Annotated in this window: 16 protein-coding genes and 1 pseudogene; 11 read left to right on the top strand and 6 right to left on the bottom strand. The window is 64.3% G+C overall.

Going from position 1 to position 25,348, the window contains the following annotated elements:
- The first annotated feature begins 73 nt into the window (after nt 1-73).
- Both HH213_RS26790 and HH213_RS26785 read left to right on the top strand, forming a co-directional pair.
- A complete protein-coding gene (locus tag HH213_RS26790; RefSeq protein ID WP_110850108.1) occupies nt 74-1,579 on the top strand; it encodes a DASS family sodium-coupled anion symporter in 1,506 nt (501 codons plus the stop codon).
- A gap of 4 nt (nt 1,580-1,583) precedes the next feature.
- Nucleotides 1,584-2,324, top strand: a complete 741-nt coding sequence (locus HH213_RS26785) for a CPBP family intramembrane glutamic endopeptidase (RefSeq protein ID WP_110850109.1) — start codon at nt 1,584-1,586, stop codon at nt 2,322-2,324.
- On the opposite strand, the gene HH213_RS26780 is transcribed toward HH213_RS26785, so the two are convergent.
- Nucleotides 2,289-3,878, bottom strand: a complete 1,590-nt coding sequence (locus HH213_RS26780) for an aspartate:alanine exchanger family transporter (RefSeq protein WP_169114297.1) — start codon at nt 3,876-3,878, stop codon at nt 2,289-2,291. The genes HH213_RS26785 and HH213_RS26780 overlap by 36 nt on opposite strands.
- Before the next feature lie 65 nt (nt 3,879-3,943).
- Between HH213_RS26780 and HH213_RS26775 the strand changes: the two genes are divergently transcribed.
- Nucleotides 3,944-4,939: a 2-hydroxyacid dehydrogenase gene (locus tag HH213_RS26775; RefSeq protein WP_169114296.1), complete on the top strand. Its 996-nt coding sequence runs from the start codon at nt 3,944-3,946 to the stop codon at nt 4,937-4,939.
- 102 nt (nt 4,940-5,041) lie between these two features.
- On the opposite strand, the pseudogene HH213_RS26770 reads toward HH213_RS26775, so the two are convergent.
- Nucleotides 5,042-5,548: pseudogene (locus HH213_RS26770) on the bottom strand (TonB-dependent receptor plug domain-containing protein); the annotation flags it as partial.
- Nucleotides 5,549-5,678: 130 nt separating this feature from the next.
- Here HH213_RS26770 and HH213_RS26765 point away from each other — a divergent pair.
- Nucleotides 5,679-8,594, top strand: a complete 2,916-nt coding sequence (locus tag HH213_RS26765) for a sensor histidine kinase (RefSeq protein ID WP_169114295.1) — start codon at nt 5,679-5,681, stop codon at nt 8,592-8,594.
- A 95-nt stretch (nt 8,595-8,689) separates the two neighbouring features.
- Here HH213_RS26765 and HH213_RS26760 read toward each other — a convergent pair whose 3' ends face one another.
- Nucleotides 8,690-10,312: a hypothetical protein gene (locus HH213_RS26760; RefSeq protein ID WP_169114294.1), complete on the bottom strand. Its 1,623-nt coding sequence runs from the start codon at nt 10,310-10,312 to the stop codon at nt 8,690-8,692.
- Nucleotides 10,313-10,403: 91 nt separating this feature from the next.
- On the opposite strand from HH213_RS26760, the gene HH213_RS26755 reads away from it, so the two are divergent.
- From HH213_RS26755 to HH213_RS26745, 3 genes are all read left to right on the top strand, one after another.
- Nucleotides 10,404-11,066, top strand: a complete 663-nt coding sequence (locus HH213_RS26755; RefSeq protein ID WP_169114293.1) for a response regulator transcription factor — start codon at nt 10,404-10,406, stop codon at nt 11,064-11,066.
- Nucleotides 11,063-12,346 (top strand): ATP-binding protein, encoded by a 1,284-nt coding sequence (locus HH213_RS26750; protein WP_169114292.1) that lies wholly within the window; start codon nt 11,063-11,065, stop codon nt 12,344-12,346. Before HH213_RS26755 ends, HH213_RS26750 begins: the two co-directional genes overlap by 4 nt.
- 89 nt (nt 12,347-12,435) lie before the next feature.
- Nucleotides 12,436-14,064, top strand: coding sequence for a glycosyltransferase family 39 protein (locus HH213_RS26745; RefSeq protein ID WP_169114291.1), 1,629 nt, complete (start codon nt 12,436-12,438; stop codon nt 14,062-14,064).
- Here the strand turns inward: HH213_RS26745 and HH213_RS26740 are convergent.
- A complete protein-coding gene (locus HH213_RS26740; RefSeq protein ID WP_169114290.1) occupies nt 14,061-14,741 on the bottom strand; it encodes a Fe2+-dependent dioxygenase in 681 nt (226 codons plus the stop codon). The two genes, HH213_RS26745 and HH213_RS26740, sit on opposite strands and share 4 nt — an antisense overlap.
- Nucleotides 14,742-14,850: 109 nt before the next feature.
- Here HH213_RS26740 and HH213_RS26735 point away from each other — a divergent pair, with 109 nt between their 5' ends.
- Nucleotides 14,851-15,891, top strand: a complete 1,041-nt coding sequence (locus tag HH213_RS26735) for a bifunctional UDP-4-keto-pentose/UDP-xylose synthase (RefSeq protein WP_169114289.1) — start codon at nt 14,851-14,853, stop codon at nt 15,889-15,891.
- 181 nt (nt 15,892-16,072) lie between these two features.
- Nucleotides 16,073-18,928, top strand: a complete 2,856-nt coding sequence (locus HH213_RS26730) for a sensor histidine kinase (RefSeq protein ID WP_169114288.1) — start codon at nt 16,073-16,075, stop codon at nt 18,926-18,928.
- Nucleotides 18,929-18,990: 62 nt separating this feature from the next.
- Here HH213_RS26730 and HH213_RS26725 read toward each other — a convergent pair whose 3' ends face one another.
- A complete protein-coding gene (locus HH213_RS26725) occupies nt 18,991-19,563 on the bottom strand; it encodes an FxDxF family PEP-CTERM protein (RefSeq protein ID WP_169114287.1) in 573 nt (190 codons plus the stop codon).
- A gap of 288 nt (nt 19,564-19,851) precedes the next feature.
- Here HH213_RS26725 and HH213_RS26720 point away from each other — a divergent pair, with 288 nt between their 5' ends.
- Together HH213_RS26720 and HH213_RS26715 are read left to right on the top strand one after the other, a co-directional pair.
- Nucleotides 19,852-22,443 carry a bifunctional aconitate hydratase 2/2-methylisocitrate dehydratase gene (locus HH213_RS26720; RefSeq protein ID WP_169114286.1) on the top strand — a complete coding sequence of 864 codons (2,592 nt, stop codon included), beginning with the start codon at nt 19,852-19,854 and terminating at the stop codon, nt 22,441-22,443.
- Nucleotides 22,444-22,578: 135 nt separating this feature from the next.
- Nucleotides 22,579-23,382, top strand: a complete 804-nt coding sequence (locus tag HH213_RS26715) for a MipA/OmpV family protein (RefSeq protein ID WP_229263494.1) — start codon at nt 22,579-22,581, stop codon at nt 23,380-23,382.
- Nucleotides 23,383-23,385: 3 nt separating this feature from the next.
- Here the strand turns inward: HH213_RS26715 and HH213_RS26710 are convergent, their stop codons facing one another.
- Nucleotides 23,386-25,335 (bottom strand): TonB-dependent receptor plug domain-containing protein, encoded by a 1,950-nt coding sequence (locus tag HH213_RS26710; RefSeq protein ID WP_169114285.1) that lies wholly within the window; start codon nt 25,333-25,335, stop codon nt 23,386-23,388.
- Nucleotides 25,336-25,348: the final 13 nt, after the last annotated feature.

The following is a 25,348-nucleotide window of genomic DNA, read 5'->3' as shown; positions in this document are numbered from 1 at the left end:
AGCGGCGTAACTATTGCCTATTAAACATTTCACTCCTGTATGATTTGATCATCTTGTGAGTGAAAGGTTGTCCATGCTGTCCAAGCTGTCCGCCATGTTCCGCTACTTCAATAGCGCTGTGCCGTTTCGTCTGGTGCCGGCGCTGATTGCCACCGCCGTCCTGTTTGTGCTGCTGGCGCTGCCTTGTCCCGCCGGCCTCGATCCCAAGGCCTGGGCGCTGGTGGCGATTTTCCTCACCACGATTGTGGCCATCATCCTCAAGGTCATGCCGATTGGCGTGATGGCGCTGATGGCGATCGTTATCGTCGCGCTGTCGCAAGTCACCTCCAACTCATCCAAGGGCGCAATTACCGATGCGCTGAGCAGCTTCGCCAGCCCGCTGATCTGGCTGATCGTGGTCGCCGTGTTGATCTCGCGCGGCCTCAAGAAAACCGGGCTCGGCAGCCGCATCGGCCTGATCTTCATCGCCATGCTGGGCAAGCGCACCATCGGCATCGGTTACGGCCTGACGGTGTGCGAACTGGTGCTCGCGCCGTTCACGCCGAGTAATACCGCGCGCGGCGGCGGCATCGTCCACCCGATCATGAAATCGATCGCCAATGCCTTCGATTCCGATCCCGCCAAGGGGACGGAAGGCAAGGTCGGCACCTATCTGGCGCTGGTCAATTACCACGCCAATCCGATTACCTCCGCCATGTTCCTCACCGCCACCGCGCCGAATCCGCTGGTGGTGGACTTCGTCGCCAAGGCCAGCAACCAGAGCTTTCACCTGAGCTGGACCACCTGGGCCCTGTGCATGCTGCTGCCGGGGCTGGTCTGCCTGCTGCTGATGCCGCTGGTGATTTATCTGCTGTCGCCGCCGCAACTGAAAGCGACGCCGGACGCGGTGCAATACGCGCGCGGCGAACTCGATCGCATGGGGCCGCTGGCGCCGAAAGAGAAAGTCATGCTCGGCACCTTCGGCCTGCTGTTGGTGCTGTGGGCCAATGTGCCGGCCATGATCTTCGGCCCGGCGTGGACGCTGGACCCGACCGTGGTCGCCTTCCTTGGACTGTTTGTGCTGATTATCACTGGCACGCTGGACTGGGACGATGTGCTGTCCGAGAAAAGCGCCTGGGATACGCTGATCTGGTTCGGTGCGCTGGTCATGCTGGCCGAGCAGTTGAACAAGCTGGGCGTGATCGGCTGGGCCGCGCTGGCGATGAAGGATGCCATCGTCGCCAGCGGCATGGGCTGGTTCCCGGTCGCTACCGTGCTGCTGCTCGCCTTCGTCTTCTCGCACTACCTGTTTGCCAGCACCACCGCCCACATCAGCGCCATGCTGTTCGCCTTCCTGTCAGTCGGCGCGCAGCTGCTGCCGCCGCAATACCTGGTGCCGTTCCTGCTGCTGATGACGGCCGGCTCGGCCATCATGATGACGCTGACGCATTACGCCACCGGCACCTCGCCGATTATCTTCGGCAGCGGCTACGTCACCATGGGTAACTGGTGGCGCGTCGGCTTTGTCATGTGCGTGCTGGAATTGCTGGTGTTTGCCGTGGTCGGCGGTGCCTGGTGGAAACTGCTGGGTTACTGGTAAACCGATGAAAAAAATCCATATCACCTTGCCGCTGGCGCTGATCGTGCTGGCGGTCTGGCTGGGCTTGACGCTAGGCTTGGTTCGGCTGCAAGCCGGCGGCATCGGCCTGTCCTGGCTGCTAGCGGCGCTGTTTGCCTTGCTGGTTTCGCTGGCCGGCAATGAACGGCGCACTAGCGGCCTGCATGCGCCGTCTCCGTCACGTTCGTGGTGGCTGGTTTCGCCGCCATTGCTGTATTCGATGCTGATGCTGCTGGTGGCGTGGGCCGGCGGCTGGCCGGCGCCCAAGGCCTTGCTACTGGTGGCCGGCAATGCGGCGCTGGTGGCGCTGTCGGAAGAATTGATGTTCCGCGCCATCCTGCTGCAAGGCTTGCTTGACCGTTATGCCATCTGGCCTGCTGTGCTGCTGTCGTCGGCGCTGTTCGGCGTGGTGCATACGGCCAATGGCCTGGCGACGGGCGACCTGGGCGGCGCGTTGTGGCAGGCCACGGCGGCCTTCCTGCAAGGGATCGTATATGCGGCGATACGCCTGCGCACCCGTTCAGTGTGGCCGATGATGGTGGTGCACGGCGTGTGGGATTTTGCGCTGGTGTCGTCGATACAGGGCGCCACGGCAGGCGACGAGGCGTCGATATTGCCCTACGCGGCGCTGCTGGCCGTGCTGCCGCTGTGCCTGTACGGCGTGTACCTGCTGCGCGGCAGCCAGCGCGCGCTACTTCGCCAGGATGCCTACCAGTTGAACCAGTAAAATCTTCAGCACCGTCATCGACGGGAAGATCATGGCGTAGCCGACGTCCGGCCGGTCGGTGGGGGCGATGCGGTTGGCGAACGCCAGGATGGCTGGATTGCCGGTGGCGCCGGCCACAATCCCGGCCACGCTGTCGAACGGCAGGCGGAATACCGCCAGCGCCACCAGCATGGTGACGATCACCATCACCGAAACGATGGCGCTGCCCAGCAGCAGATACAGCATGCCGCTTTCCGCAAAGGTGGCGGCAAAAGTGGCGCCGGACGAAATGCCGACCACCGCCAGAAACAAGGTCAGGCCGAAGTTGCGCAATACCAGATTGGCCGAGATCGGCATCGCCCACTGGAACATGCCGGTGCGGCGTTGGCGGCCCAGCAGTAGCGCCACCAGCAACAGGCCGGCGAATCCCAGCGACAAATGGCCCAGCAGCGGCAGCGGCCAGTGGATGGCGCCAAATGCAAGCCCCAGCGTGACGCCGACGCCAATGCTGAGGTAGCTGATTTCGCCAGTGCCGCGCACCGAATCGCCAAACAGCTTGCGCAGCGCCGGGAAGCTGGCGCGCGGCGCAAGCACGCCGATGCGGTCGCCGAACTCCAGCGTGCGCTGCGGCGTCAGCTGCAGGTCGGCGTCGGCGCGCCGCAGGTGCAGGATGCGTGCCTGCAATTCCTTGGGAATGTGTAATTGTCCCAGTTGTAGTCCGGCGACGGCGGGGCTGGAAATGAAGAAGCGTTCGTAGTCGAGATCCTTGCGGTCATGCACCATGCGGCCGGGATGCGCCGGGCCGAAGCGCGTCGCCACATCATGCAGCAGCGCGCTGTCGTTGCCGGCCACCAGCAGCACGTCGTCGCGCTCCAGGCACATGCTGTCTTCCGCCACCAGGTTGTGATGGCCGCGCCGGATGGCGACGATGGAAATCCCGGGCGGCAAGCTGCGCGCCGCGGCGGCCAGCGTCATGCCGATCACGTAAAACTCGGTGACTTCGATTTCCTCCACGTGCAAGGCGGCCGGCGTGACGGTGGACAGGCGCGGCTTGCGCCACGCGTTGTACAGACCCAGCAGCAGGATCGGCACCGCCACGCCGATTGGGTAGGCCATCGAATAGCCAGTGGCCGGCGCCGTGCCGAACACCGCTAGCGCCGCTTGCAGCGCGGCCGTGCTGGTGCCGGCGCCGGCGAAAGCGCCGAGCGCATGCGGCAGATCGATGCCGGGCAGCCAGTGCGCCGCCGCCAGCGTCAGCCCCAGCGCCGCGCCGACCGCGATCAGCGCCGCCAGGTTGGCTTTCATGCCTTCGGCCGTGGTCAGGCCGCGAAAGAACTGCGCACCGTAGGCGATGCCGACCCCGTACAGGAACAGCAGCAGCCCCAGGTTGCCAATCAGGCCGGGCAGCATCAGTTTGGGCGACGCCGCGCCGACCGCCAGGCCGACAAACAGCACCGCGCCCGATCCCAGCGACAAGCCTTTGACGCTCACCGCACCCAGCAAGTAACCGATGGCGATGGTGAGGAAGAGGGCCAGCAGTGGCTGGCTGGCGAGGAATGCGCTGATTTCAGTCATGTGGCCAATGCTTTCGTCTACAATATTATTAAGATTTTAATTGAATATTGGGAAAGGCCGGGAAAATGAAAACAGCAGTGTTCAGTGCACGCCGATATGACAAGACCATGCTGGCGCGGGCCAACGTCGCCGCCGCTCATGAATTGCGTTTCCTGGAAGACCGCCTGACCGCCGCCAGCGCGCCGCTGGCCGCCGGCTGCGAGGCTGTCTGCGTGTTCGTCAACGACAACGTCGACGCCGATGTTCTGGCGATTCTGTCGCAGCTAGGTGTGCGGCTGGTGGCGACGCGCTCCACCGGCTACAACCAGATCGACGCCGCCGCCGCCGAACGTCTCGGCATTGCCGTGGTGCGGGTGACCGACTACTCGCCTTACTCGGTGGCCGAGTTTGCCGTCGGCCTGCTGCTGGCGGTCAACCGCAAGATCGCCCGCGCCAGCTGGCGCACGCGTGAAGGCAACTTCGACCTCGACGGCCTGATGGGTTTCGACCTGCATGGCAAGACCGTGGGCGTGATCGGCACCGGCAAGATCGGCACCATCTTTGCGCGCATCCTGAGCGGCTTCGGCTGCACTTTGTTGGGTCATGACCGTTATCCGTCGGCGGCGTTCGAGGCGCTGGGTGGCCGCTACGTGTCGGTGGATGAGCTGCTGGCCGGCAGCGACGTGGTCTCGCTGCATTGCCCGCTGACCGAAGAGACGCGCCATATCGTCAACGCCGCATCGCTGGCGCGCGCCAAGCGCGGCAGCATCCTGGTCAACACCAGCCGGGGCGGGCTGGTCGATACCGAGGCTGCCACCGAGGCGCTGAAGACTGGCCAGTTGGGCGGGCTGGCGATCGACGTCTACGAACAGGAAGCCAATCTGTTCTTCCAAGACCTGTCGTCGACCATTATTTGCGACGACGTGATCCAGCGGCTGGTGTCGTTCCCGAATGTGATCGTGACCGGCCACCAGGCGTTTTTCACGGAAGAGGCGATTGGCCAGATTATGCAGACCACCATCGACAGCATCAGCGCGTTCGAGCGCGGCGAGGAGCTGGTCAACCGCATTCCCAAGTCGTAACGGCTACAGGTCGACCTTCATGGTCAGCTTGACAGTGCGCGGCGCATCGGCGGCCAGACGGCGGCCGGCCGCTGCCCAGTACTACTTGTCGCCCAGATTCTCGACGTGATATCGAAATCCCAGGTCGGCCTTCAGCAGCAGGCGGTTGTTGACGTGCCAGTCCAGCGCCGCCGAGGCGAGCTGGCGGTTGCCGTTGCCGACGTGGTCGAGGAAGGTGCCGAGCGCGCCGCCGGCGGCGTTGCTGCGCACGCCGAATTTGTTCTGCTCGCCGAAGCGGCGGCCGACGTCGACGTTGGCGACCGCCGTGCCCTGGTCATCCAGCGTCAGGCCGGCGCTGGTGACCGGCGTATGGCCGGCGCGCTTGGTGACGAAGTTGACCACGCCGGCCGGCGAGGTGAAGCCGTAGTACAGCGCCGAGGCGCCTTTCAGCGCTTCGGCACGTTCCTTGTTCTCCATCGGCACCGAGCCGTTCAGGCGGTAATTGATGCGGTTTTGCACGGCGATGCCGCGAATCACCAGCTGGTCCCAGGTGTCGCCGCCGTTTTGCTGGCGGGTGACGCCGGCAGTGTTGCGTACCGCGTCGTACAGGCCGCCGGCCGCCTGCAGCTCATTCCCAAGTGTGGTTGCTACGTAGAGCACTATGAAAATTTCTCAATCTTTGCTATCGTCGCAACAATATCTTCAAGCAAGCATCGGACCGGACGGTCTGGTCTGCCCTTTACACTGCGCCTGGAATTTAATGATCTGCAACTATGTAGGCCGCTCCCTGGCGGCCATCTGCATGGCGGTGAGCCTGCATGCGCTAGCCGCCGACAACGACACCGAGCTGCTGGACTATAGCCGCACTCAGTGGACCGGCGCCGAAGGCGCGCCGTCCGGCATCGGCAGCATGGCGCAAACCCGCGACGGCTGGCTGTGGCTAGGTACGGCGGATGGCTTGTACCGGTTTGACGGCGTACGCTTCGAGCGCTATCAATTGCCGCCGCAGCAAGGCCTGAACCGCGACCGCATCAACCTGGTGCGTGCCGCGCCTAATGGCGATCTGTATATCACCTACCACGCGGAAGGCATGTCGGTGCTGCATCCCGACGGCAGGGTGGAGACGGTCAATGCGCCGCTACCGATCCGCAACAGCGTCGGCGAGATCGCCATCGACAGCGATGGCAGCATGTGGGTCGTGGCCGGGAATATCCAGCATTTTAAAGACGGCAAGTGGCAGGTGGTCGACGACGGCGAGGAATGGCGGACTTCGCGTGGCATCAGCATGCTGCTCGACACGCAGGGCGGGCTCTGGGCCGGCAGTGATCACGCCGCCTGGCGGCTGGACCGCAAGACTGGCCGCTTTGCCAAGATGACTGACGGCGGCGGCCAATTGCTGATCGCGCCCGACGGCGCCGTGTGGCAGGTGCGTGGCGCCGACGACGTGCGGCTGCTGTCGGCGCCGACCGGCTCGCGTCCCGACCCTTACCCGTACAGCGAGAGCACCTTCGGCGGCATGTTCGATCGCGAAGGCACGCTGTGGCTGCTGAATTGCCCGGCCCTGGCGTGTCGGGTGCGACCTCATGGCAATGGCAAAGTCGAACGCGTCGGTGATGTGCATCGCCTGTCGGGCCGGGAAACGCAAACCATTCTGGAGGACCGCGAAGGTAATATCTGGATCGCCACCGAAAACGGCATTGACCGGTTTCGCCGCAATCGCCTGCGGCAAAGCGGCTTGCCGGGCGCCGGCGTCAAATTCAGTCTCGCCACGGATGGCCGCGGCAAGATATGGGCGGCCGATATCGTCAGCGGCAGCCTGTGGCGGCTCGGTGTCGGGGCCGCGCCGCAGCTGGCCCAGCCGGCGCCGGTCACGCTGGTGGCCAATGGCCGCAAGGGCGCCGTGCTGGTTGGCGGCAAGCGCAGCATCGAAGTGTGGCGCGCCGACGGCAAGCAAGTGATTCCGCTGCCGCCGGGCGCCGACGGCCGGCCGCGCGATTACCACATGCTGGGCATCCTGGACGACGGCAAAGTGCTGTGGACCGCGACGCTGGAAACCGGCCTGATCGGCTGGCGCGACGGGCAGTGGCTGCCAGCCTCGGCGTTCAACCTGCCGGCCAAGATTTTCCAGTCCGGCCCGGCGGGAGAGGGCCAACTGTGGCTGGCCACCGGTGACGGTACGCTGGTGTTCTACGACAACGACAAGCTGGCCACCTATGACATCCACGCGCTTGGCATGGCCGCCAGCGTGTTCCTCAGCGGCGAGCCATTGCTGAGCGGCACCGGCGGCTCCGGCATCTTCAAGAACGGCAAGCTGACCATGCTGACCGCCGCCAACCCGGATGTGCTGCGCAATGTCTCCGGCCTGGCCAAGACCGCCGACGGCGATCGCTGGCTCAATGGCTCGGCCGGGCTTCTGCACGTTCGCGCCGCCGACTGGCAGCGCGTCCTTGACGATCCGACGCAGCCGGTACGCTACGAATTGCTGGGCGCGCTGGATGGCTATGCGGGCCGGGCGGTCATCGAAACCCGCTGGCCGAGTCTGATGAGCCCCGACGGCCGCCATTTATGGCTGCTGGGAACCGGCGGCGTCATGCAGGTCGATACCGCGCTGTTGCGGCCCAACTATGCCGTGCCTTTGCCGGTGCTGGTGGCGGTGGCGGCGGACGACAAAATCTACCCGGCGTCGCGCGCCGTGCTGCTGCCGGCCGGCAGTGAACGTTTTCGGATCGACTACACGGCGCCGCTGTTGCGCGCGCCGGAAGCAGCCCGCTTCGAGTATTGGCTCGAGGGGGTGGACCCGCACTGGCAACAGGCCGGCGCACGCCGTTCGGCGTTCTACACCAACGTCGGGGCGGGCGAGTATGTATTCCATCTGCGCGTCCTCAACGAAGACGGCGTCGCCAGCACGCAGGACGTCGCCATGCGGGTGGTGGTGGCGCCGACGCTGACCCAAAGCCTGTGGTTCCGCATCGCCTGCGGCGTGGCGCTAGCCGGCCTGCTGTACTTGCTGTATCGGTCCCGCGTGCGCTATCTGACCCGACAGCTGGCGGCGCGTCTGGAAGCCAGGACCGCCGAGCGCGAGCGCATCGCCGTCGAGCTGCACGACACGGTGCTGCAGTCGATGCACGGCGTGATCCTATCGGCCGAGAACGCCGCTGACCAGATGACCGGCCAGCCGGAAGCGCGCGACCGCATGGTCAAGGTGATCCAGAACGCCAACGACGCCATCATGGAAGGACGCGACCGGGTCCAAAGCCTGCGCCATGGCAGCGAGGACGAGCTGGTTGACATGTTCGACAAGCTGGTCGAGCGCGAAGCGGCGGCCGTGCCGATACGGGTCGAGCAAACAGGCGTCTCGCGCGCGCTGCACCTGGTCGTCAAGGACGAGCTGTTCGTGATCGGCCGCGAAGCGTTGCGCAACGCGGTGCGGCATGCGCGGGCGAACAGCATCGCCGTGCGGATCACTTACAGCGGCAAGGAACTGCTGCTGGAAATCGGCGATGACGGCGTCGGCATCCCGGCCGAGGTGCTGGCCGCCGGTGGCCGGCCAGGCCACATGGGACTGGCCGCGATGCGCCGCCGCGCCGCGCAAATCGGTGCCAAATACAGCTTGGAATCGCTGCCGGGCCAAACCCTGCTGCGGATCGCGGTGCCGGCCCGCCTGGCCTACCTCTGATCGGGTTAGGTTCCCAGCCGCCATCCTCGCCGGCGGCGGCGTCGGGGCCGGGCGCCTTCTATGGAGGTGCGCCGTCGCGACCAGCCGCAACCCGCTTAGCGACCGGTCTGAAGCGCGGCGCTGGCCGCAAGTAGCGAGCTGCGACGGGGCTCATCCGCCCGGTCGGCGATGGTCAGCAATTGCTGGAAGTACATCCGCGCCGTCGGCAAGTCGCCGGCCCGCGCTGCCGCCTGCGCCGCGCCGTACACCGACCAGTAGCGGTTGGGATGCTTGACCAGCGTAGCCTTGAACTGTGCAAGCGCCTGTTGCGCACGCGCCAGGTCAAGCAACAGTTCACCCAGCATCTCGCGCGCCGGCACGAACGGCCCCGGTGTGATCGACGCCAGTTCCGTGACGTCCTCCATTTCAGCCGCCCGGGTCAGGGCGCTGAGGGCCGTTGCGTTGTCGCCGTTGGTGCGGGCCTGCTGCGCGGCCACTTCCAGTCGTTGAATCTCGACCTGGTCGGACCAGTAGCCGTCTTTGGCGCCGCGCAGGCGTTCGCGGATATCGGCCAGGCCGGCGATTGATGCTTCGGCGATGGCAGTATTGCCGAGGTGGGCGGCGCCCAGGCCACGGGTAAAAATCGTGATCGCGTCTGCATAGGGAAATGGCGTCGTGCGTGGCGTCAGGGCCAATGCACCCGCCCAGTCATGGCGCTCCAGGCAATAGCGCGCCGGGATGGCGGCATTGGCGAAAAAGGCCGCTGACGCCGGCGCCGCGCCGCTGGCATTGGCCGGGTCGAAATGCTTGAAAGTATCGGCAGACGCCAGCACCAGCTTTCTGGCGGCTTCGTCCTGCGCGGTTTGCAGATAGGCATAGACCATGTAATCGCTGGCGTGGAGCTCGTCCGCCGGCTGACCGGCTTTGCGGGCCGCCGCCGCCGATCCCTGATTGGTCGCAATCGACGCCTTCCAGTCGCCCGTGCGCGTGAAGGTATGCGACGGCATATGCAGCGCGTGCGGCGTGGCTGGCGCGATCTCGCCATAACGGCGCGCGGCTTCCGCAGCGCGCGCGGCCAGTTCCGGCTCGTCATAGGCATGGATGATGTAGTGCGCCAGCCCCGGGTGGTCGGGATATTGCACGAACAGCGCTTCCAGCATTGCGCCGGCCTTGAGCTGTTTAGCGTAGCGCTTGTCCGCCGGATCGGCAGCGGCCGCCAGCGCCAGCGCGTGGAAGATGCGGGCCTCTACGTCGTCCGGGTAATCGGCGCTGAGCTTGTCCATTGCGGCTTCATACGCGTTCAGGCGCGCCGTCTGGCTGATACGCCCGCTGTCGACATAGAGATGGGCGACCGCCTCCAGGTAGGCCCGCTCGCGCGCCGTGGCCGGCGCTTTGGCCCGTCCTGACTCGACGGCCTGTAGGCCCTGCTTCAACTGGGCAGGCGATTTGAAGTTGGCGAATGGATTGCTCCAGCTGCTCAGGGCAATGCCCCAATAAGCGATGGTGCAATCAGGCTCCTTGGCGAGGATGACGCGAAAGCCGTCAATCGCCGGGCCAAACTGGAACGAGTGCATGAGCGCCACCGCGCGATTGAATTCCGGTTGCATCGGAGGAAGACATGATGTTTCGAAGCGTACCGTCCCAAGCGACGCTGGTGCTTCATGGTGCTCATGCTGCGCCATGGCACAGCGCGCAATCAGTATCAGGAACATACCTGCAAGGGCGGCTAAGCGGCGCATAAAGATTTCCTGGTCGGTGGGACACCTCGGCAGTGTAAACTGATTGGCGACGCCGCCGGTTGTACACTGTCGGTTTTTTGGAGGGAATCCGGTGCGGCTGCTGTTGGTGGAAGACGATCCGATGATCGGCGAGAGTATCAAGGATGGTCTGCTGGGCGAGAGCTACGCGGTGGACTGGGTGCGCGACGGCCAGGCGGCCGACGTCGCGCTGGCCACCATTCCCTACGACTTGCTGCTGCTGGACCTGGGCCTGCCGCGCAAGCAGGGAATGGACGTGCTGACCACCTTGCGCGCGCGCGGCGACGGCCTGCCGGTGCTGATCATCACCGCGCGCGACAGCACGCCGGCGCGGGTCGAAGGCCTGGATGGCGGCGCCGACGACTACCTGGTCAAGCCCTTTGACCTGGACGAACTGCTGGCCCGTATCCGCGCCCTGCTGCGGCGCCGCGTCGCCCGCACCCGTTCGCTGGTGGTGCACGGCGCGCTGACGCTGGACCTGGCCAGCCACGAGGCGCAGTTTGACGGCGCGCCGGTGAAACTGTCGGCGCGCGAATTCGCGCTGCTGCGGGTGTTGCTGGACGATCCGGGCAGCGTGATCTGCAAAGCCCAGCTGGAAGACAAACTGTACGGCTGGAATACCGAAGTCGAGAGCAATACGGTCGACGTCTACGTGCACCGGCTGCGCAAGAAATTCGGCGCCGACTTCATCAAGAACGTACGCGGCGTCGGCTACAAGGTCAAGCCCGCGCCATGAAAACCATCCGTCAACAACTGTTAATCGGCCTGCTGTGCACGACGCTGTCGTGCGTGCTGGGCGCCGGCACCGCTTTGTACCGCTCCCTGCTGGCGGAAACTAATGAACTGGCTGACTTACAACTTCGGCAACTGGCGGTTGCTTTGCCGGGCGGCGCGCCGGAGGGCAGTCACGATCCGGAGGAAGCGTTCGTTCTGCAAGTCTGGAACAGCAGTGGCGCGGTGGACATGACCAATGCCGGCGGGCTGGCGCCGCTGCCCCGCTACGATGTGCAGGGCTACCGGGATGTGGTCTGGAACGACGCCGCATGGCGATTGTACGGGCAAGAACTTGGCGGACGCTATGTTCAGGTGGCGCAGCCGCAAGCGGCGCGCGACCATCTGGCCCGGCACATGGCCTGGCGTGCCGGTCGGCCGCTGCTGGCGATCGCCGTGATTTTCGCGCTGCTGGTGCTGGCCGTGGTGGGGCGGGCGCTGCGTCCTCTGTACCGGCTGGCGGAGGCGGTAGGCGACCAGTCGGCCACCGCCTTGCGGCCGATCGACGCAGCAGGCATGGCGCCGGATTTGCGGCCGGTGGTGGTGGCGTTGAACGGTCTGATGAGCAAATTCGAGGAGGCGATGGCGGCGCAACGGACGTTTGTCGCCGACGCCGCCCACGAACTGCGCTCGCCGCTGACCGCCCTCAAATTGCAGCTGCAACTGGCCGAACGGGCCGGCACCGCCGCCGAGCGGGCGCTGGCGCTGGCCAAGCTGCATGAACGGCTGGATCGCGCCAGTCATCTGGTGCAGCAACTACTTAGCCTGGCCCGGCACGAGTCAGAGCAGGGCGAAGCGCAGTTGCAGCCGGTGGATGTGGGCGCGCTGCTGGCCAGCGTGGTGGCCGACCATTCGGCGCTGGCCGACAGCCGCGATATCGACCTCGGCGTCGAAGAGTCCGCGCCGCTGGTGCTGCAAGCCGAGCGCGAAGGCTTGCGGGTGCTGCTGAATAACCTGGTCGATAACGCGCTGCGCTACACGCAACGGGGCGGCCGGGTCGACCTGCTGACCGGGGTGGAGCAGGGCAAGCCGTTCCTGCGCGTGCGCGACAACGGCCCCGGCGTCGCGCCCGAACATCGCGCCCGCCTGTTCGACCGCTTCTTCCGTCCGGACGGCAATGAGGTCTGGGGCTGCGGGCTGGGCCTGTCGATTGTGCGCAACATCGCCAACCACCACCAGGCCGATATTCGCCTCGACGACGGCGAACACGGCAAAGGGCTGAGCGTCACTGTGATTTTTCCCTGACAAAGGCGACGCGTTGACGCATGCTTTTAACACACTGTTATCAGTGGTTGCATTAAACTGCGTTCACATTTTCGTCTTTCGTCTCCTCCATGCCTGCTTTTTTACGTTCCAAAACAGCGCAGTATCTGCTGGCTGCCGTCTTTATCGTGTTTTCACTGCTGGTGCTGAACCTGCGCACGCTGATCCCGCCGGATGAGGGTCGCTATGCCGAAATGGCGCGCGAGATGCTGCTGAGCGGCGACTGGGTCACCACGCGCCTCAACGGCATCAAGTATTTTGAAAAGCCGCCGCTCCACACCTGGATGAGCGCCGTGTCGTTCGCCCTGTTCGGCATCGGCGACTGGCAGGCGCGCTTGTGGAATGGCGTCTGCGGTATTTTCGGCGTGCTGATGGTGGCCTATACCGGACGGCGCGTGTTTGGCGGCCGCGCCGGCCTGTATGCCGCGCTGGTACTGGGTTCGATGCTGTTTTGGGCGGCGGCTTCGCAATTCAATTCGCTGGATTTGCCGGTGGCCGCCACCATGGCGCTGGCCTTGTGCGCGCTGCTGATCGCGCAGCAGGATGACGCCGATATGGCGAAGCGGCGCCGCTGGATGCTGGTGTGCTGGGCCGCCATGGCGCTGTCGCTGCTGGCCAAGGGGCTGATCGGCATCGTGCTGCCGGGCGGCGTGCTGTTTATTTACGCGCTGGTGAGCGGCGACCGTGGCATCTGGCGCCGCCTGCATCCGGTGACCGGGTTACTGGTGTTCCTGCTGCTGGCGCTGCCGTGGTTCCTGCTGGTAGCGGCGCGCAATCCCGAGCAGCCTCAGTTCTTCTTTATTCACGAGCATTGGGACCGGTTTTTCCTGAAGACGCATCATCGCGATGGTCCGTGGTACTACTTCCTGCTGCTGTTACTGCCGGCCACCATGCCCTGGCTGGCGACCTTGCCTGCCAGTCTGGCCGCAGCGCGCAAGCGCGTGGAGGGACGCTTGCAGCCGGCGCGTTTGCTGCTGGTGTGGACGATCTTCATCCTGGTGTTCTTCAGCTACTCCAGCTCCAAGCTGCCGGGTTATATGCTGCCGGTGTTCCCGGCGATGGCGCTGCTGGCCGGTGTTTATCTGGACCGGGCCTCGCGCAATGCCGCCTTGAGTGCACCGGCCTTGCTGGTGATCGTTGGCGTTACCGGCGTGGTATGCATGCGATTCTTCCCGATCATTAATCTGCCGCTGCTGGGCGGCGCCTTTGGCGCGGCAATCCTTTGCGGCGTGGCGGCCTCTATCGCGGAATGGCGCGGGCAGCGCACCGCAATGGTGGTGCTGGCAGCGCTGGGCGGCTGGATGCTGACGCAGCTGAGCATGACCGCCTACGAAACCCACGGACGCCAGCAGGCCGGCCGCGACGCCGCGCTGGCGATCCGCGCCGAGCTGAAATACGACACGCCTGTCTACTCGGTCGGCACTTACGAGCAGTCGATGACGTTCTATATGGGCCACACGGTGATTCCGGTAGCCTACAGCGGCGAGCTGGATTTTGGCTTGCAGCAGGAGTCCTGGCGCGGCGTGGCGTCGATGGATGAGTTCTACGCGCGCTGGCTGTTGAGCGCCGGGCGCGGCGTGCCGCAATATGCGATTGTGCGCGAGGATCTATACGGCGTGCTGCGGCTGCGCGGCCTGCCGATGATCGAGCGTGCGCGTGGCAATGGCATCGTGGTGGTTACGTCGCCGCTCAAATATTAGACTTCGCTCCACTGGCGCAGCAGGTTGTGATAGTGGCCGGTCAGGCCGACCATTTCATCGCAGTCGCCCAGTCGCGCGCGCAGTGACTGGATGTTACGGTCCAGTTCCAGCAGCAATGCGCGGCGGCCATCGTCGCGCACCATGCTCTGGGTCCAGAAGAACGAGCAGACGCGCGCGCCACGCGTGACCGGTTCAACGCGGTGCACGCTGGTGGACGGATACAAAATCAGATCGCCCGCCGGCAGCTTGACTTCATGCACGCCGTAAGCGTCTTCAACGATCAGTTCACCGCCATCGTATTCTTCCGGATCGCACAGGAACAAGGTGCTGGAGACGTCGGTGCGCAGCCATTGGCCAGTGGCCGGGATGCGGCGCATGGCGCCATCAATGTGATTGCCGTAATGTTCGCCGCCGGCGTAGCTGTTGAACAGCGGCGGGCAGGTCAGCAGCGGCAGCGCGGCCGAGAAGAACAGTGGATTGGCGGCCAGCGCATCCAGCACGATTTGACCCAGTTCTTTCGCCACCGGCGAGGTTTCCGGCAACTGGCGGTTCTGCTTGACCTTGGCGCCTTGCGTGCCGACGGTGGCGCGGCCGTCCACCCAATCGGCTTCGTCGAGGCGACGGCGGATGTGGGCAACCTGGTCGCGGGACAAAACTTCTGGGATATGCAGCATCATGGTGAATCGGCCCCGTTTGAACTGAAGCGCTTAGCATAACCTTTAATGCGCTGTTAATGAAGTATCAGGCACAATCGCCGGCTCTCAAGATCAACCAGATGGTGCAGCTGTGAAAAAAATACTTATCCTGGGCGTGAATGGTTTTATTGGCCATCACCTGTCGAAGCGCATTCTGGAAACCACCGACTGGCACGTGTACGGCATGGACATGAATACCGACCGCATCACGGATTTGCTGTCGCACGAGCGCATGCACTTCTTTGAAGGTGACATCACCATCAACAAGGAATGGGTCGAGTACCACGTCAAGAAGTGCGACGTGATCCTGCCGCTGGTGGCGATTGCAACCCCTTCGACCTACGTAAAAGCGCCGCTGCGCGTGTTCGAGCTGGACTTTGAAGCCAACCTGCCGATCGTGCGTTCCGCCGCCAGGTACGGCAAGCACCTGGTGTTCCCGTCGACCTCGGAAGTGTATGGCATGTGCCACGACGAAGAGTTCGACCCTGAGAACTCGGAACTGATCTGCGGCCCGATCAACAAGCCGCGCTGGATCTACTCCAACGCCAAGCAGCTGATGGACCGCGTGATCTGGGGCTACGGCATGGAAGGCCTGAACTTCACCCTGTTCCGTCCGTTCAACTGGATCGGCGCCGGCCTGGATTCGATCCACACGCCGAAAGAAGGTTCGTCGCGCGTGGTGACCCAGTTCTTCGGCCACATCGTGCGCGGCGAGAACATCTCGCTGGTGGACGGCGGTGCGCAGAAACGCGCCTTCACCGACATCGACGACGGCATCGACGCGCTGATGAAAATCATCGAGAACAAGCACGGCGCCGCCTCCGGCAAGATCTACAACATCGGCAACCCGGTCAACAATTTCTCGATCCGCGAACTGGCCGGCATGATGCTGGAACTGGCGCCGCAATACCCTGAGTACGCCGAAGGCGCGGCCAAGGTCCAGATAGTCGAAACCACCTCGGGCGCCTACTACGGCGCCGGCTACCAGGACGTGCAGAACCGCGTGCCGAAAATCACCAATACCTGCGAAGAGCTGGGCTGGAAACCGACCACCACCATGGCTGACGCGCTGAAGAAAATCTTCGACGCCTACCGTGGCCAGGTGGCCGCCGCGCAAGCGTTGATGGAGTGACGCCAACGATCCGCTAGGGCGCCATCGTTCTCTGCAAGTAGCTGTCGCCGATACGGTCATCCTCAGGTATCCTTCCACCATTTTGTTACTGCAAGGATATCGAATGGTCTGTCGCTGGATATTGCTGCTTGCAGCGTGGCTTTGCTGGGCCTCTGCGGCAGCCGCTCCGGCGGAAGGCGGTTTGACTTTCCAGCGGCGCAGCTGGACGCAGGCGGAAGGCGCGCCGACTGCAGTCTGGAAAATTGCACAAAGCGACGATGGCCTGCTTTGGTTTGCCACGGGGAATGGCCTGTATCGCTATGACGGCGAGCGCTTCCAGCGAGTGGACACGGTATATGGCCACCGCCTGCGCTCCAACAATATCGTCGAGGTCGAAGCGGTCGACGGCGGCATCGCGGTGGGCTACCAATTCGGCGGCATGTCCATTCTGACCGCCCGCGCCGCCAGGGACTACGGCGATGCCGACGGTCTGCCGCCCGGTACCGTGCGCGTCATCACCAAGGCGCCGGACGGCCTGCTGTACGTCGGCACGCAGCGGGCGATGGCGGTGTTTGACGGCAAGTCATGGCGCCGCTTGCCGGGAAAATCGCTGCCCGAAGGCGTTATCAATTCCGTGGTCATCGACCGCGACCAGACCTTGTGGGTGACGGTCGACTGGAATGTCTACAGCCGCGCGCGCGGCGATACCGATTTTACGCTGGCGTTTGCGGTGCCCTACGGCGCCGTTCCCAACCTGATGCTGGGCAAGCTCTCGGCTGAAATCGGCCTCAAATCAGCGCTGGCGGAAGCCGGCAAGCCGCCGGTATTCTTGACGATTCCCGCAAAAAAAGAAAGATCGCACGGACTGTGGGAAGGGCCGTACGCCACGCTCTGGGCCTGGGTCGGCGACGACGCGGGCTTGTGCCTGCTGCGCGAAGACAAGGACGGCAAGCTGGCGGTGGCGCAGTCGTTCGAGGCCGGCGGCAGCCTGGGGCGTCTGGTGACGCGGACTTTTGTCGACCGCGAAAACAACTTCTGGGTGGCGACCGCGAACGGCATCGAGCGCTATCGGGCCCAGCGCATCCACGAGGCCGGCGTGCCGCGTGACTGGATGTTCTACTACGCGCAACGCGGACTGGACGATGATATCTATGTCGCCGGCGACGGCGAAAAACACCTGCTGCGCCTGACCGGCGACGGCTACCAGAACGGCGCCGAACTGCCTGGCGTGATGGCGATGTGGCGGGAGAACGCCGGCAGCGTCTGGACCGGATCGGCATCCGGCATTACCCACATGACGCGCGACGGCGTGAAAACCTGGCCTTTGCCTGAAGGTACGCCGCCGGGACGCCAGGTGCAAACCCTGACCGTGGACAAGGCCGGCACCGTATGGATTTCGGTGTTACGCCAGGGGCTGTACCGGCTGGCCGGTGAACAGTGGCTGCACGTGAGCACCGAGGTGGTCGGCGGCGACCCTACGCCGGTATTCCTGTATACCGGGCCGTCGGGGCGGACCTGGATCGGCTTGGTTGGCGGCCGTCTGGCGGAGATAGTCGACAACACCGTGCGGCCGGTATCGGACGGCAAGGACGTCAATGTCGGCAATGTGTTCAGCATGCTGGAAGTGGACGGTCACTTGCTGGCGGCGGGGGAGGCGGGCGTGGCCTGGCTGGACGGCGCCCAGCTGCGGCCGCTGCGGGCGGCGCGCGACAACCCCTTGCTCGGCATCTCCGGCATGGTGGCGGACCGCGCGGGCGATCTGTGGCTGCATGGGTTGGACGGCATTTTCCACGTCGAAAAGCGCGAGCTGTCGGCTTACTGGACGGACCGCAGCCATCGGGTGAACTGGGAACTATTCAATTTTGAAGACGGCATCCATGGACATCCGGCGCAACTGCGGCCGTTGCCCACGCTGGCACTGGCCGGCGACGGGCGGGTGGTGTATGCCACCTTGTCGCAGGTGGGCTGGATCGATCCGGCCAGTATCCGCCGCAACCGGACGGCGCCGTCGGTGCTGATCGACACGGTTCGCGCCGGCGAGGTGTCATACGGCCCGGGCAGCGCGCTCAGCCTGGCGCCCGGCACCAGCGCGGTCGATATCCGCTTCGTCGCCACCGCGCTGTCGGTGCCGGAGCGCGTGGCGTTCCGCTATCAGCTCGGCGGCGTCGACCAGGGCTGGCAGGTGCCGCATGGCGACCGCTCGGCGCGCTACACCAACCTGGGGCCGGGCCGCTACACATTCCGGGTCATCGCCGCCAATGAAGACGGGGTGTGGAACCTGGAGGGCGCCAGCGTGACCTTCACCATCCAGCCGCAGGTGTGGGAGACGGTGTGGTTCCGGCTGCTGGTCGCCGCCGCCGGGCTGCTGTGCCTGGTTCTGGCTTACCGTTGGCGCATCGCCGCCGTCTCCGCGCGCGAAGCCGATAAGGTGGCCACGCGCTTGGGCGAGCGGCAGCGCATCGCCCGCACCCTGCACGACAACCTGCTGCAGGGCATGCACACCATGATCCTGCGCTGCGATACCGTCCTGATGCGGTTGCAGCCCGGCAGCCAGGAGCAGCGCACGCTTGACGCCGTGTTGCAGCAGGCCGAAAAACTGGTCGAAGAGACCCGCGATGAAGTGATGGCGCTGCGCGCGCCGCAGTTCGCCGGCAGCATGCTGGCCGGCCTGAAAGATGCTGTCGAAGCGCTGGAGCCGTCGCTGATTGGGCGGCTGTCGGTGACCATCAGCGGCGGCATGGACAAGCTCAAGGGCAATGTGGCGCGCGAAATTTTCCAGGTGGTGCACGAAGCGGCCGCCAATGCCGCGCGCCACGCGCAGGCCTCGCACATTGCCATTGTGCTGGATCTGTCGCGCGACGACGTGACTGGCGTCGTCAGCGACGATGGCATCGGCATGAGCGCGGACCTGGCCCGGAATGGCCGGCCCGGCCATTGGGGCATCACCGGCATGCGCGAACGCATCGCCAACCTCGGCGGCGAACTGACGGTGGAAACGCAGGAGGGCGGCGGCACCGCCATCCGCTTCACCATCGTCGCCGCTGCTGCTTATGTTTAGTATTCAGACGAAAAAAAACGCCGTGGGGCGTAGCCACGGCGTTGTTTTCGAAGCAGGCAGATTTACGCTGCTTTGGCTTTCTTGCGACGTGCTACCACGCCCATCAGGCCCAGGCCCAGGCCCATCATGGCGTAGGTCTCTGGTTCCGGTACCGGCGCCAGCGAGATGGTCAGGTCGGAACCGTAGGAGCCACCACCGTTGCCCATGACTTTGCCGCCTACCTCGACGTAGTAGCTACCTGCGCTCAGGCCGCTGGCGCTCAGTTCCCAGTTGTCGGTGATGCCGTTGGTGGTGTTGGTGCCGGCGTAGGTGTGCAGGATCGAGGTGGTCAGCGGGTCGTACTGGACGATGCTGAAGCTGGTGATCAGCAGATCCTTGATGGTGCCCGATTTCAGGAAGCTGGACGTCACCGAGGCCGCCGAATCGTAGGCGCCGGTCAGCGTGAACATGTATTTATCGGTGAACACGCTATTGAAGTCGGCGCTGTTGAAGTTGTTACCGAAGTGGGCGTTGTAGCCGCCTTCCATATCGGACACCAACGGCACGTTGACGGTTTTTTGCGCGGCGAAGGCCGACGACGTCATCAGGGTGGCACCAGCAATCATCGAAGCGATCAGCACATTTTTGATTTTCATTTTTTAATTCCGTAGAGAGGTTAACGATTTAGTATCGATTGTTTCCGGACGACCTGATCCGGTGACAACCAGCATAAATTGATGACCATTCATCAACTGTGAGGTAACTAACGCAACTCGAAACATGGGAACAAATACAACAAAAATTGCGCAGTGTCAGAAGAGTTGCTCCAAAACATCAAGTGTCTCATGTTATATGTCTTATATAAGACTTGTTGGTGTACAATAGCAGTCGGAACGGGCCGTTGATCGATGCCTGCCCTGCAATCAACCTGACGAGAAACTCTTATGCTAGCTGCCTACCGCCAGCACGTTGCCGAACGTGCCTCCCTTGGTATTCCTCCGCTGCCGCTGTCGGCAGCCCAGACCAGCGACCTGGTCGAACTCCTGATCGCGCCGCCTGCCGGCGAAGAAGCGTTCCTGGTCGACCTGATCACCAACCGCGTGCCGGCTGGCGTCGATGATGCCGCCAAGGTCAAATCGGCCTTCCTGACTGCCGTTGCCAAGGGCACGGAAAGCTCGCCGCTGATTTCGCGCGAACTGGCGACTAAACTGCTGGGCACCATGCTGGGTGGTTTCAACATCAAGCCGATGATCGACCTGCTGGGCGACGACGTGGTCGGCGACGTGGCCGCTGAAGGCCTGAAGAAAACCCTGCTGATGTTCGACTACTTCCATGACGTCAAGGAACTGGCCGACCAGGGCAACGCACGCGCCAAGGGCGTGCTGCAGTCGTGGGCCGACGCCGAGTGGTTCACCTCGCGTCCGGAAGTCCCGCAAAGCCTGACCCTGACCGTGTTCAAGGTCACCGGCGAAACCAACACCGACGATCTGTCGCCGGCGCCGGACGCCACCACCCGTCCTGACATCCCGATGCACGCGCTGGCGATGCTGAAGAATCCGCGTCCGGGCATCAATCCGGAAGAGCCCGGCAAGATCGGTCCGCTCAAACAGCTGGAAGCCCTGAAAGCCAAGGGCCACCTGGTGGCCTACGTCGGCGACGTGGTCGGCACCGGTTCCTCGCGTAAATCCGCCACCAACTCGGTGCTGTGGTTCACCGGCGAAGACATTCCATTCATCCCGAACAAGCGTTTCGGCGGCGTGTGCCTGGGCACCAAGATCGCCCCGATCTTCTACAACACGATGGAAGACGCCGGCGCGTTGCCAATCGAGCTGGACGTGACGCAAATGGAAATGGGCGACGTTATCGAACTGCGTCCATACGACGGCAAGGCGCTGAAAAACGGTGAAGTCATCGCCGAGTTCAAGGTCAAGTCCGACGTGCTGTTTGACGAAGTGCGCGCCGGCGGCCGCATTCCGCTGATCATCGGCCGTGGCCTGACCACCAAAGCCCGCGAATCGCTGGGCCTGCCGGCATCGACGCTGTTCCGCCTGCCGCAAAACCCGGTCGATACCGGCAAGGGTTACTCGCTGGCGCAGAAAATGGTCGGCCGCGCATGCGGTCTGCCGGAAGGCACCGGCATCCGTCCGGGCACCTACTGCGAACCGAAGATGACCACCGTGGGCTCGCAAGACACCACCGGCCCGATGACCCGCGACGAGCTGAAAGACCTGGCTTGCCTGGGCTTCTCGGCCGACCTGGTGATGCAATCGTTCTGCCATACCGCTGCCTATCCAAAAGTGGTGGACGTCAAGATGCACCGCGAACTGCCAACCTTCATCGAAAACCGTGGCGGCGTGGCGCTGCGTCCGGGCGATGGCGTGATCCACTCGTGGCTGAACCGCCTGCTGATGCCGGACACCGTCGGCACCGGCGGCGACTCGCACACCCGTTTCCCGATCGGTATTTCGTTCCCGGCCGGCTCCGGTCTGGTGGCGTTTGCCGCCGCCACCGGTGTAATGCCGCTGGACATGCCGGAATCGGTGCTGGTGCGCTTCAAAGGCAAGATGCAGCCGGGCGTGACCCTGCGTGACCTGGTCAACGCGATTCCGCTGTACGCCATCCGCGCCGGCATGCTGACCGTCGACAAGAAGGGCAAGAAGAACATCTTCTCCGGCCGTATCCTGGAAATCGAAGGCCTGCCGGACCTGAAGGTTGAGCAAGCGTTTGAACTGTCCGACGCCTCGGCCGAGCGCTCCGCCGCCGGTTGCACGGTGCATCTGGACAAAGCGCCGATCATCGAATACATGACCTCGAACATCACGCTGATGAAGTGGATGATCGCCAACGGTTACCTGGACAAGCGCACGCTGGAACGCCGCATCAAGGCCATGGAAGCATGGCTGGCCGACCCGCAACTGCTGGCGCCGGATGCGGACGCGGAATATGCGGCCGTCATCGAGATCGACCTGGCCGACATCCACGAGCCTATCGTGGCCTGCCCGAACGATCCGGACGATGTGAAGACCCTGGCCGAGGTGGCTGGCGCCAAGATCGACGACGTGTTCGTGGGTTCGTGCATGACCAACATCGGTCACTTCCGCGCCGCCTCGAAAGTCCTGGAAGGCAAAACGGATATTCCGGTGCGCCTGTGGATCGCGCCGCCGACCAAGATGGACGCGCAACAGCTGACCGCCGAAGGCCATTACGGCACGCTGGGCCGCACCGGTGCGCGCATGGAAATGCCGGGCTGCTCGCTGTGCATGGGTAACCAGGCACAGATCCGCAAGGGCGCTACCGTGATGTCGACCTCGACCCGTAACTTCCCGAATCGTCTGGGCATCGAAACCAATGTGTATCTGGGTTCGGCTGAACTGGCGGCGGTGTGCTCGGCGTTGGGCCGCATTCCAACCAAGGAAGAGTACATGGCGCAGATCGGCGTGATCGACCAGAACGCCGACGATATCTACCGTTACATGAACTTCGACAAGATCGAAGAGTTCCGCAGCGTGGCAGACGCCGTGCAAGTGCCAGTGTAAGACTGATACGCTGAACTGACCCCAATAAGCTGGCAACGGCTTATTGGGGTTTTTTTTATGGCGTTCGGCACGGTGATAGAATTTCTCGAAACGATATGGGGGGGGCGACGAATGGCGCGAGGCGTGGGCGGGGTGATGGTAATGTTGGCGCTGGCCGGGCCGGCCGCAGCGCAGCAGGCGGCGCCGGATTTACCGTTGTGGGAGCTGGGCGTGTTCGGCGGCGCGGCGTTGACGCCGGCGTATCCCGGAGCGGAGGACCGCTCCACGCGGGCACTGGTGCTGCCGTTGTTGATCTATCGCGGCAAGGTGCTGCGCGCCGACCGCGCCGGCATCAACGCGCGGCTGATTAACACCGAGCGGGTCGAGTTCGACCTGGGATTTGCGCTGTCGCTGCCGGCGCGTTCCGACGATGTGGCGGCCCGCGCCGGCATGCCGGACTTGAACTCGCTGCTGGAATTCGGCCCGCGCGTCAAAGTGCTGCTGGCCGAGCCGACCGCGCGCAGCCGCCTGCGGCTGGAGGTGCCGCTGCGCGCGCCTGTCGAACTGGGCAACGGATTCCATCGCCAGGGCCTGGTGCTGGAGCCGCGCCTGGTGCTGGAAACCGGCGGCGAAGATGGCAAATGGCAAGCCGACGCCAACCTCGGGGCGGTCATCGGCAACGCCCGCCTGAATCAGTATTTCTACGAAGTGGCGCCGCAATACGCCACCGCCACGCGACCGGCCTATCGGGCCGAGGGCGGATTGATGATGACGCGGCTGGGTCTCAGCCTGTCACGCCGGCTGTCGCCGGACTGGCGGGTGTTCGGCTTCGGCCGCTACGAGAATTACACCCACGCGGCCAACCGTGAGAGTCCCTTGTTCCGCCGTAACAGCGGCATGTCGATCGGCATCGGCTTTGCGTGGACCGGCTACCGTTCGCCGGCGCGCGCCTGGGAGTAGGCGCTACCAGTCGCGTCGCACGCGCAGCATGGCGAACGGCTGGGTACGGGTGATGTTGTGTTCGACGAAATCGACGCCGCCGGCCAAGCGGTCGGCGGCGTAATGCATGCGGTCGTAGGTGATGGTGCGGCCGGCCAGGTTGTTCAGCTCCAGCGTTACCATCAGATTGCGCAGCGGCTTGTAGTTGACGAAGGCGCGGGCCCAGCCGGAACCGCTGCTGGTGTCGCGCTCCGCCACCTGCCAGCTGTCGTTGCTCCAGCCGTTATCGACCGAAATCCCCCAGTTGGTGCGCTGCTGCGGCAAGTCCTGCGAGAATTCGACGCGCCACGACAGCGGCGTTTCGCCTGATAGCCGCCGCGTCGCCTGCGTCAGCGGATCGGTGATCGAAGACGAGCGCCAGGTGGTCGACAGTTTCAGCAGCCCTTGCGGCAGCGCCAGGTTATCGGTCGGCAGGTTCAACAGGCCGGTGACGCTGTCGGCGCTGGCGTCGCCGATATTGCCGGCGACATCGTAGGTACTGGCGGCGACGCGTACCGGCATGCGGTCGACCGCGTCGCTGATGTGCGATTGCGTATAGCTCAGCATGGCGGTGCCGCGATCCCAGAACTTGTACTCGATTGCGCCTTCGCACAGCCAGGTCTTGGCCGGCACCAGGTCGGGGTAGTCGTCGCGAATGGCTTTATTGGCGGGGTCGAAGTAGGCCGCCGCATCGCCAAAGTTCAGCTGGTTGACTTCGCGCTCCACGCGCAGCCGCAGTTGCAGCGACGGCATCGGCGACAACGACAAGCGCAAGCGCGGCTTGGGATAAAGGTGCGAGCGGGCCTCGGGCTGATCGGTGCCCACGGTCAGGCTGGAATGCGCGACTTTTAAACCGGCTTCGGCGCTGAGCGAGCTGTCGACCTGCCAGGCCGATGACAACTGGCCCTCGACCCGCGATTCCTGCACCCAGGCATTGGCCTGATAGCTGGCGCTGGTTTCGTTGGTATTGACCGCGTGCTCCAGGCCGCCCCGGACCACGATGCCGTCCGCCGCCTGCCAGCTCAGTTGTCCACCCACCACCTGCTCGGTGGCGGAGGTGTTGGTGTAGCCGTGCGACGTGTCGCTGCCGGTGATGGTCACCGACTCGGCGCTGGTTTCCGAGGTGCGGTACAGCGCCTTCAGGTCCAGGCTGGTTCCGTGGGGCAGGTCGCGGCTATAAGCCAGACCCTGTTCGCGCGTGTGGCCAGCGTTGTCGTTACTGGTCAGCGAGTGGCTGGCAGCGTCGAAGCTGGCTTGTGACTGGTAGGTCCAAGGCGTCAGTGCGCCGTTCCACGTCAGCTGGCCGTCCAAGAGGTCCTGGCCGTAGCCAAGTTTGATCGCCGTATTCTCGGCCATGCCGGCGCCCGCCACCCGCACCTGCGCGGCCGGTGTCGGGCCGGTAAAGACGGTGGTGCGGGTGCCGAGTCCTTGGGCCATGTCCGGAGAGCGGATGCGGGACAGCAGAGCGGTGATGTTCTGGTCGCCCCGTTTCAGACTGTAGTTGCCTTCGAGCGAAGGCGTCAGGCTGCCATCCGGCTGGATCGAGGTAGAGGCGGTGGTGCTCATGGATACCAGATCCATCTGCTTGAGCAGCAGGTTGGCCACGGTCGGATAGCCGAGCATGTCGATGCCGTTGGCGCCGCCGTTGATGACCTCGATGCGCTCCACTGCTGCGGTCGGGATGCGGCCCAGCACATCGCCCAGCGCGTCGTTCTTGGCGGCCGGGCGCTTGCCGTTGATCAGCACGTTGCCGGCGACACCGCGCCCGGCGTTGCCGCCGTCGAAGGTGAAGCCCGGCAGACGATTCACCATGTCCATTGCGGTCGAGGCCTGGAACTGCCTGAAATAATCCGGCGCGTAAGACTGCGCGGCCACCTCGGCGGTGAGCGCACAGGCGAGTAGAACAGCGTGGCGGAGGTAGGTCGGCGGCGTCATCCAAACATTGTGC

The sequence above is a fragment of the Duganella dendranthematis genome (assembly GCF_012849375.1).
Classification (GTDB): domain Bacteria; phylum Pseudomonadota; class Gammaproteobacteria; order Burkholderiales; family Burkholderiaceae_D; genus Rugamonas; species Rugamonas dendranthematis.
This window is presented reverse-complemented; position numbering and strand designations above follow the sequence as displayed.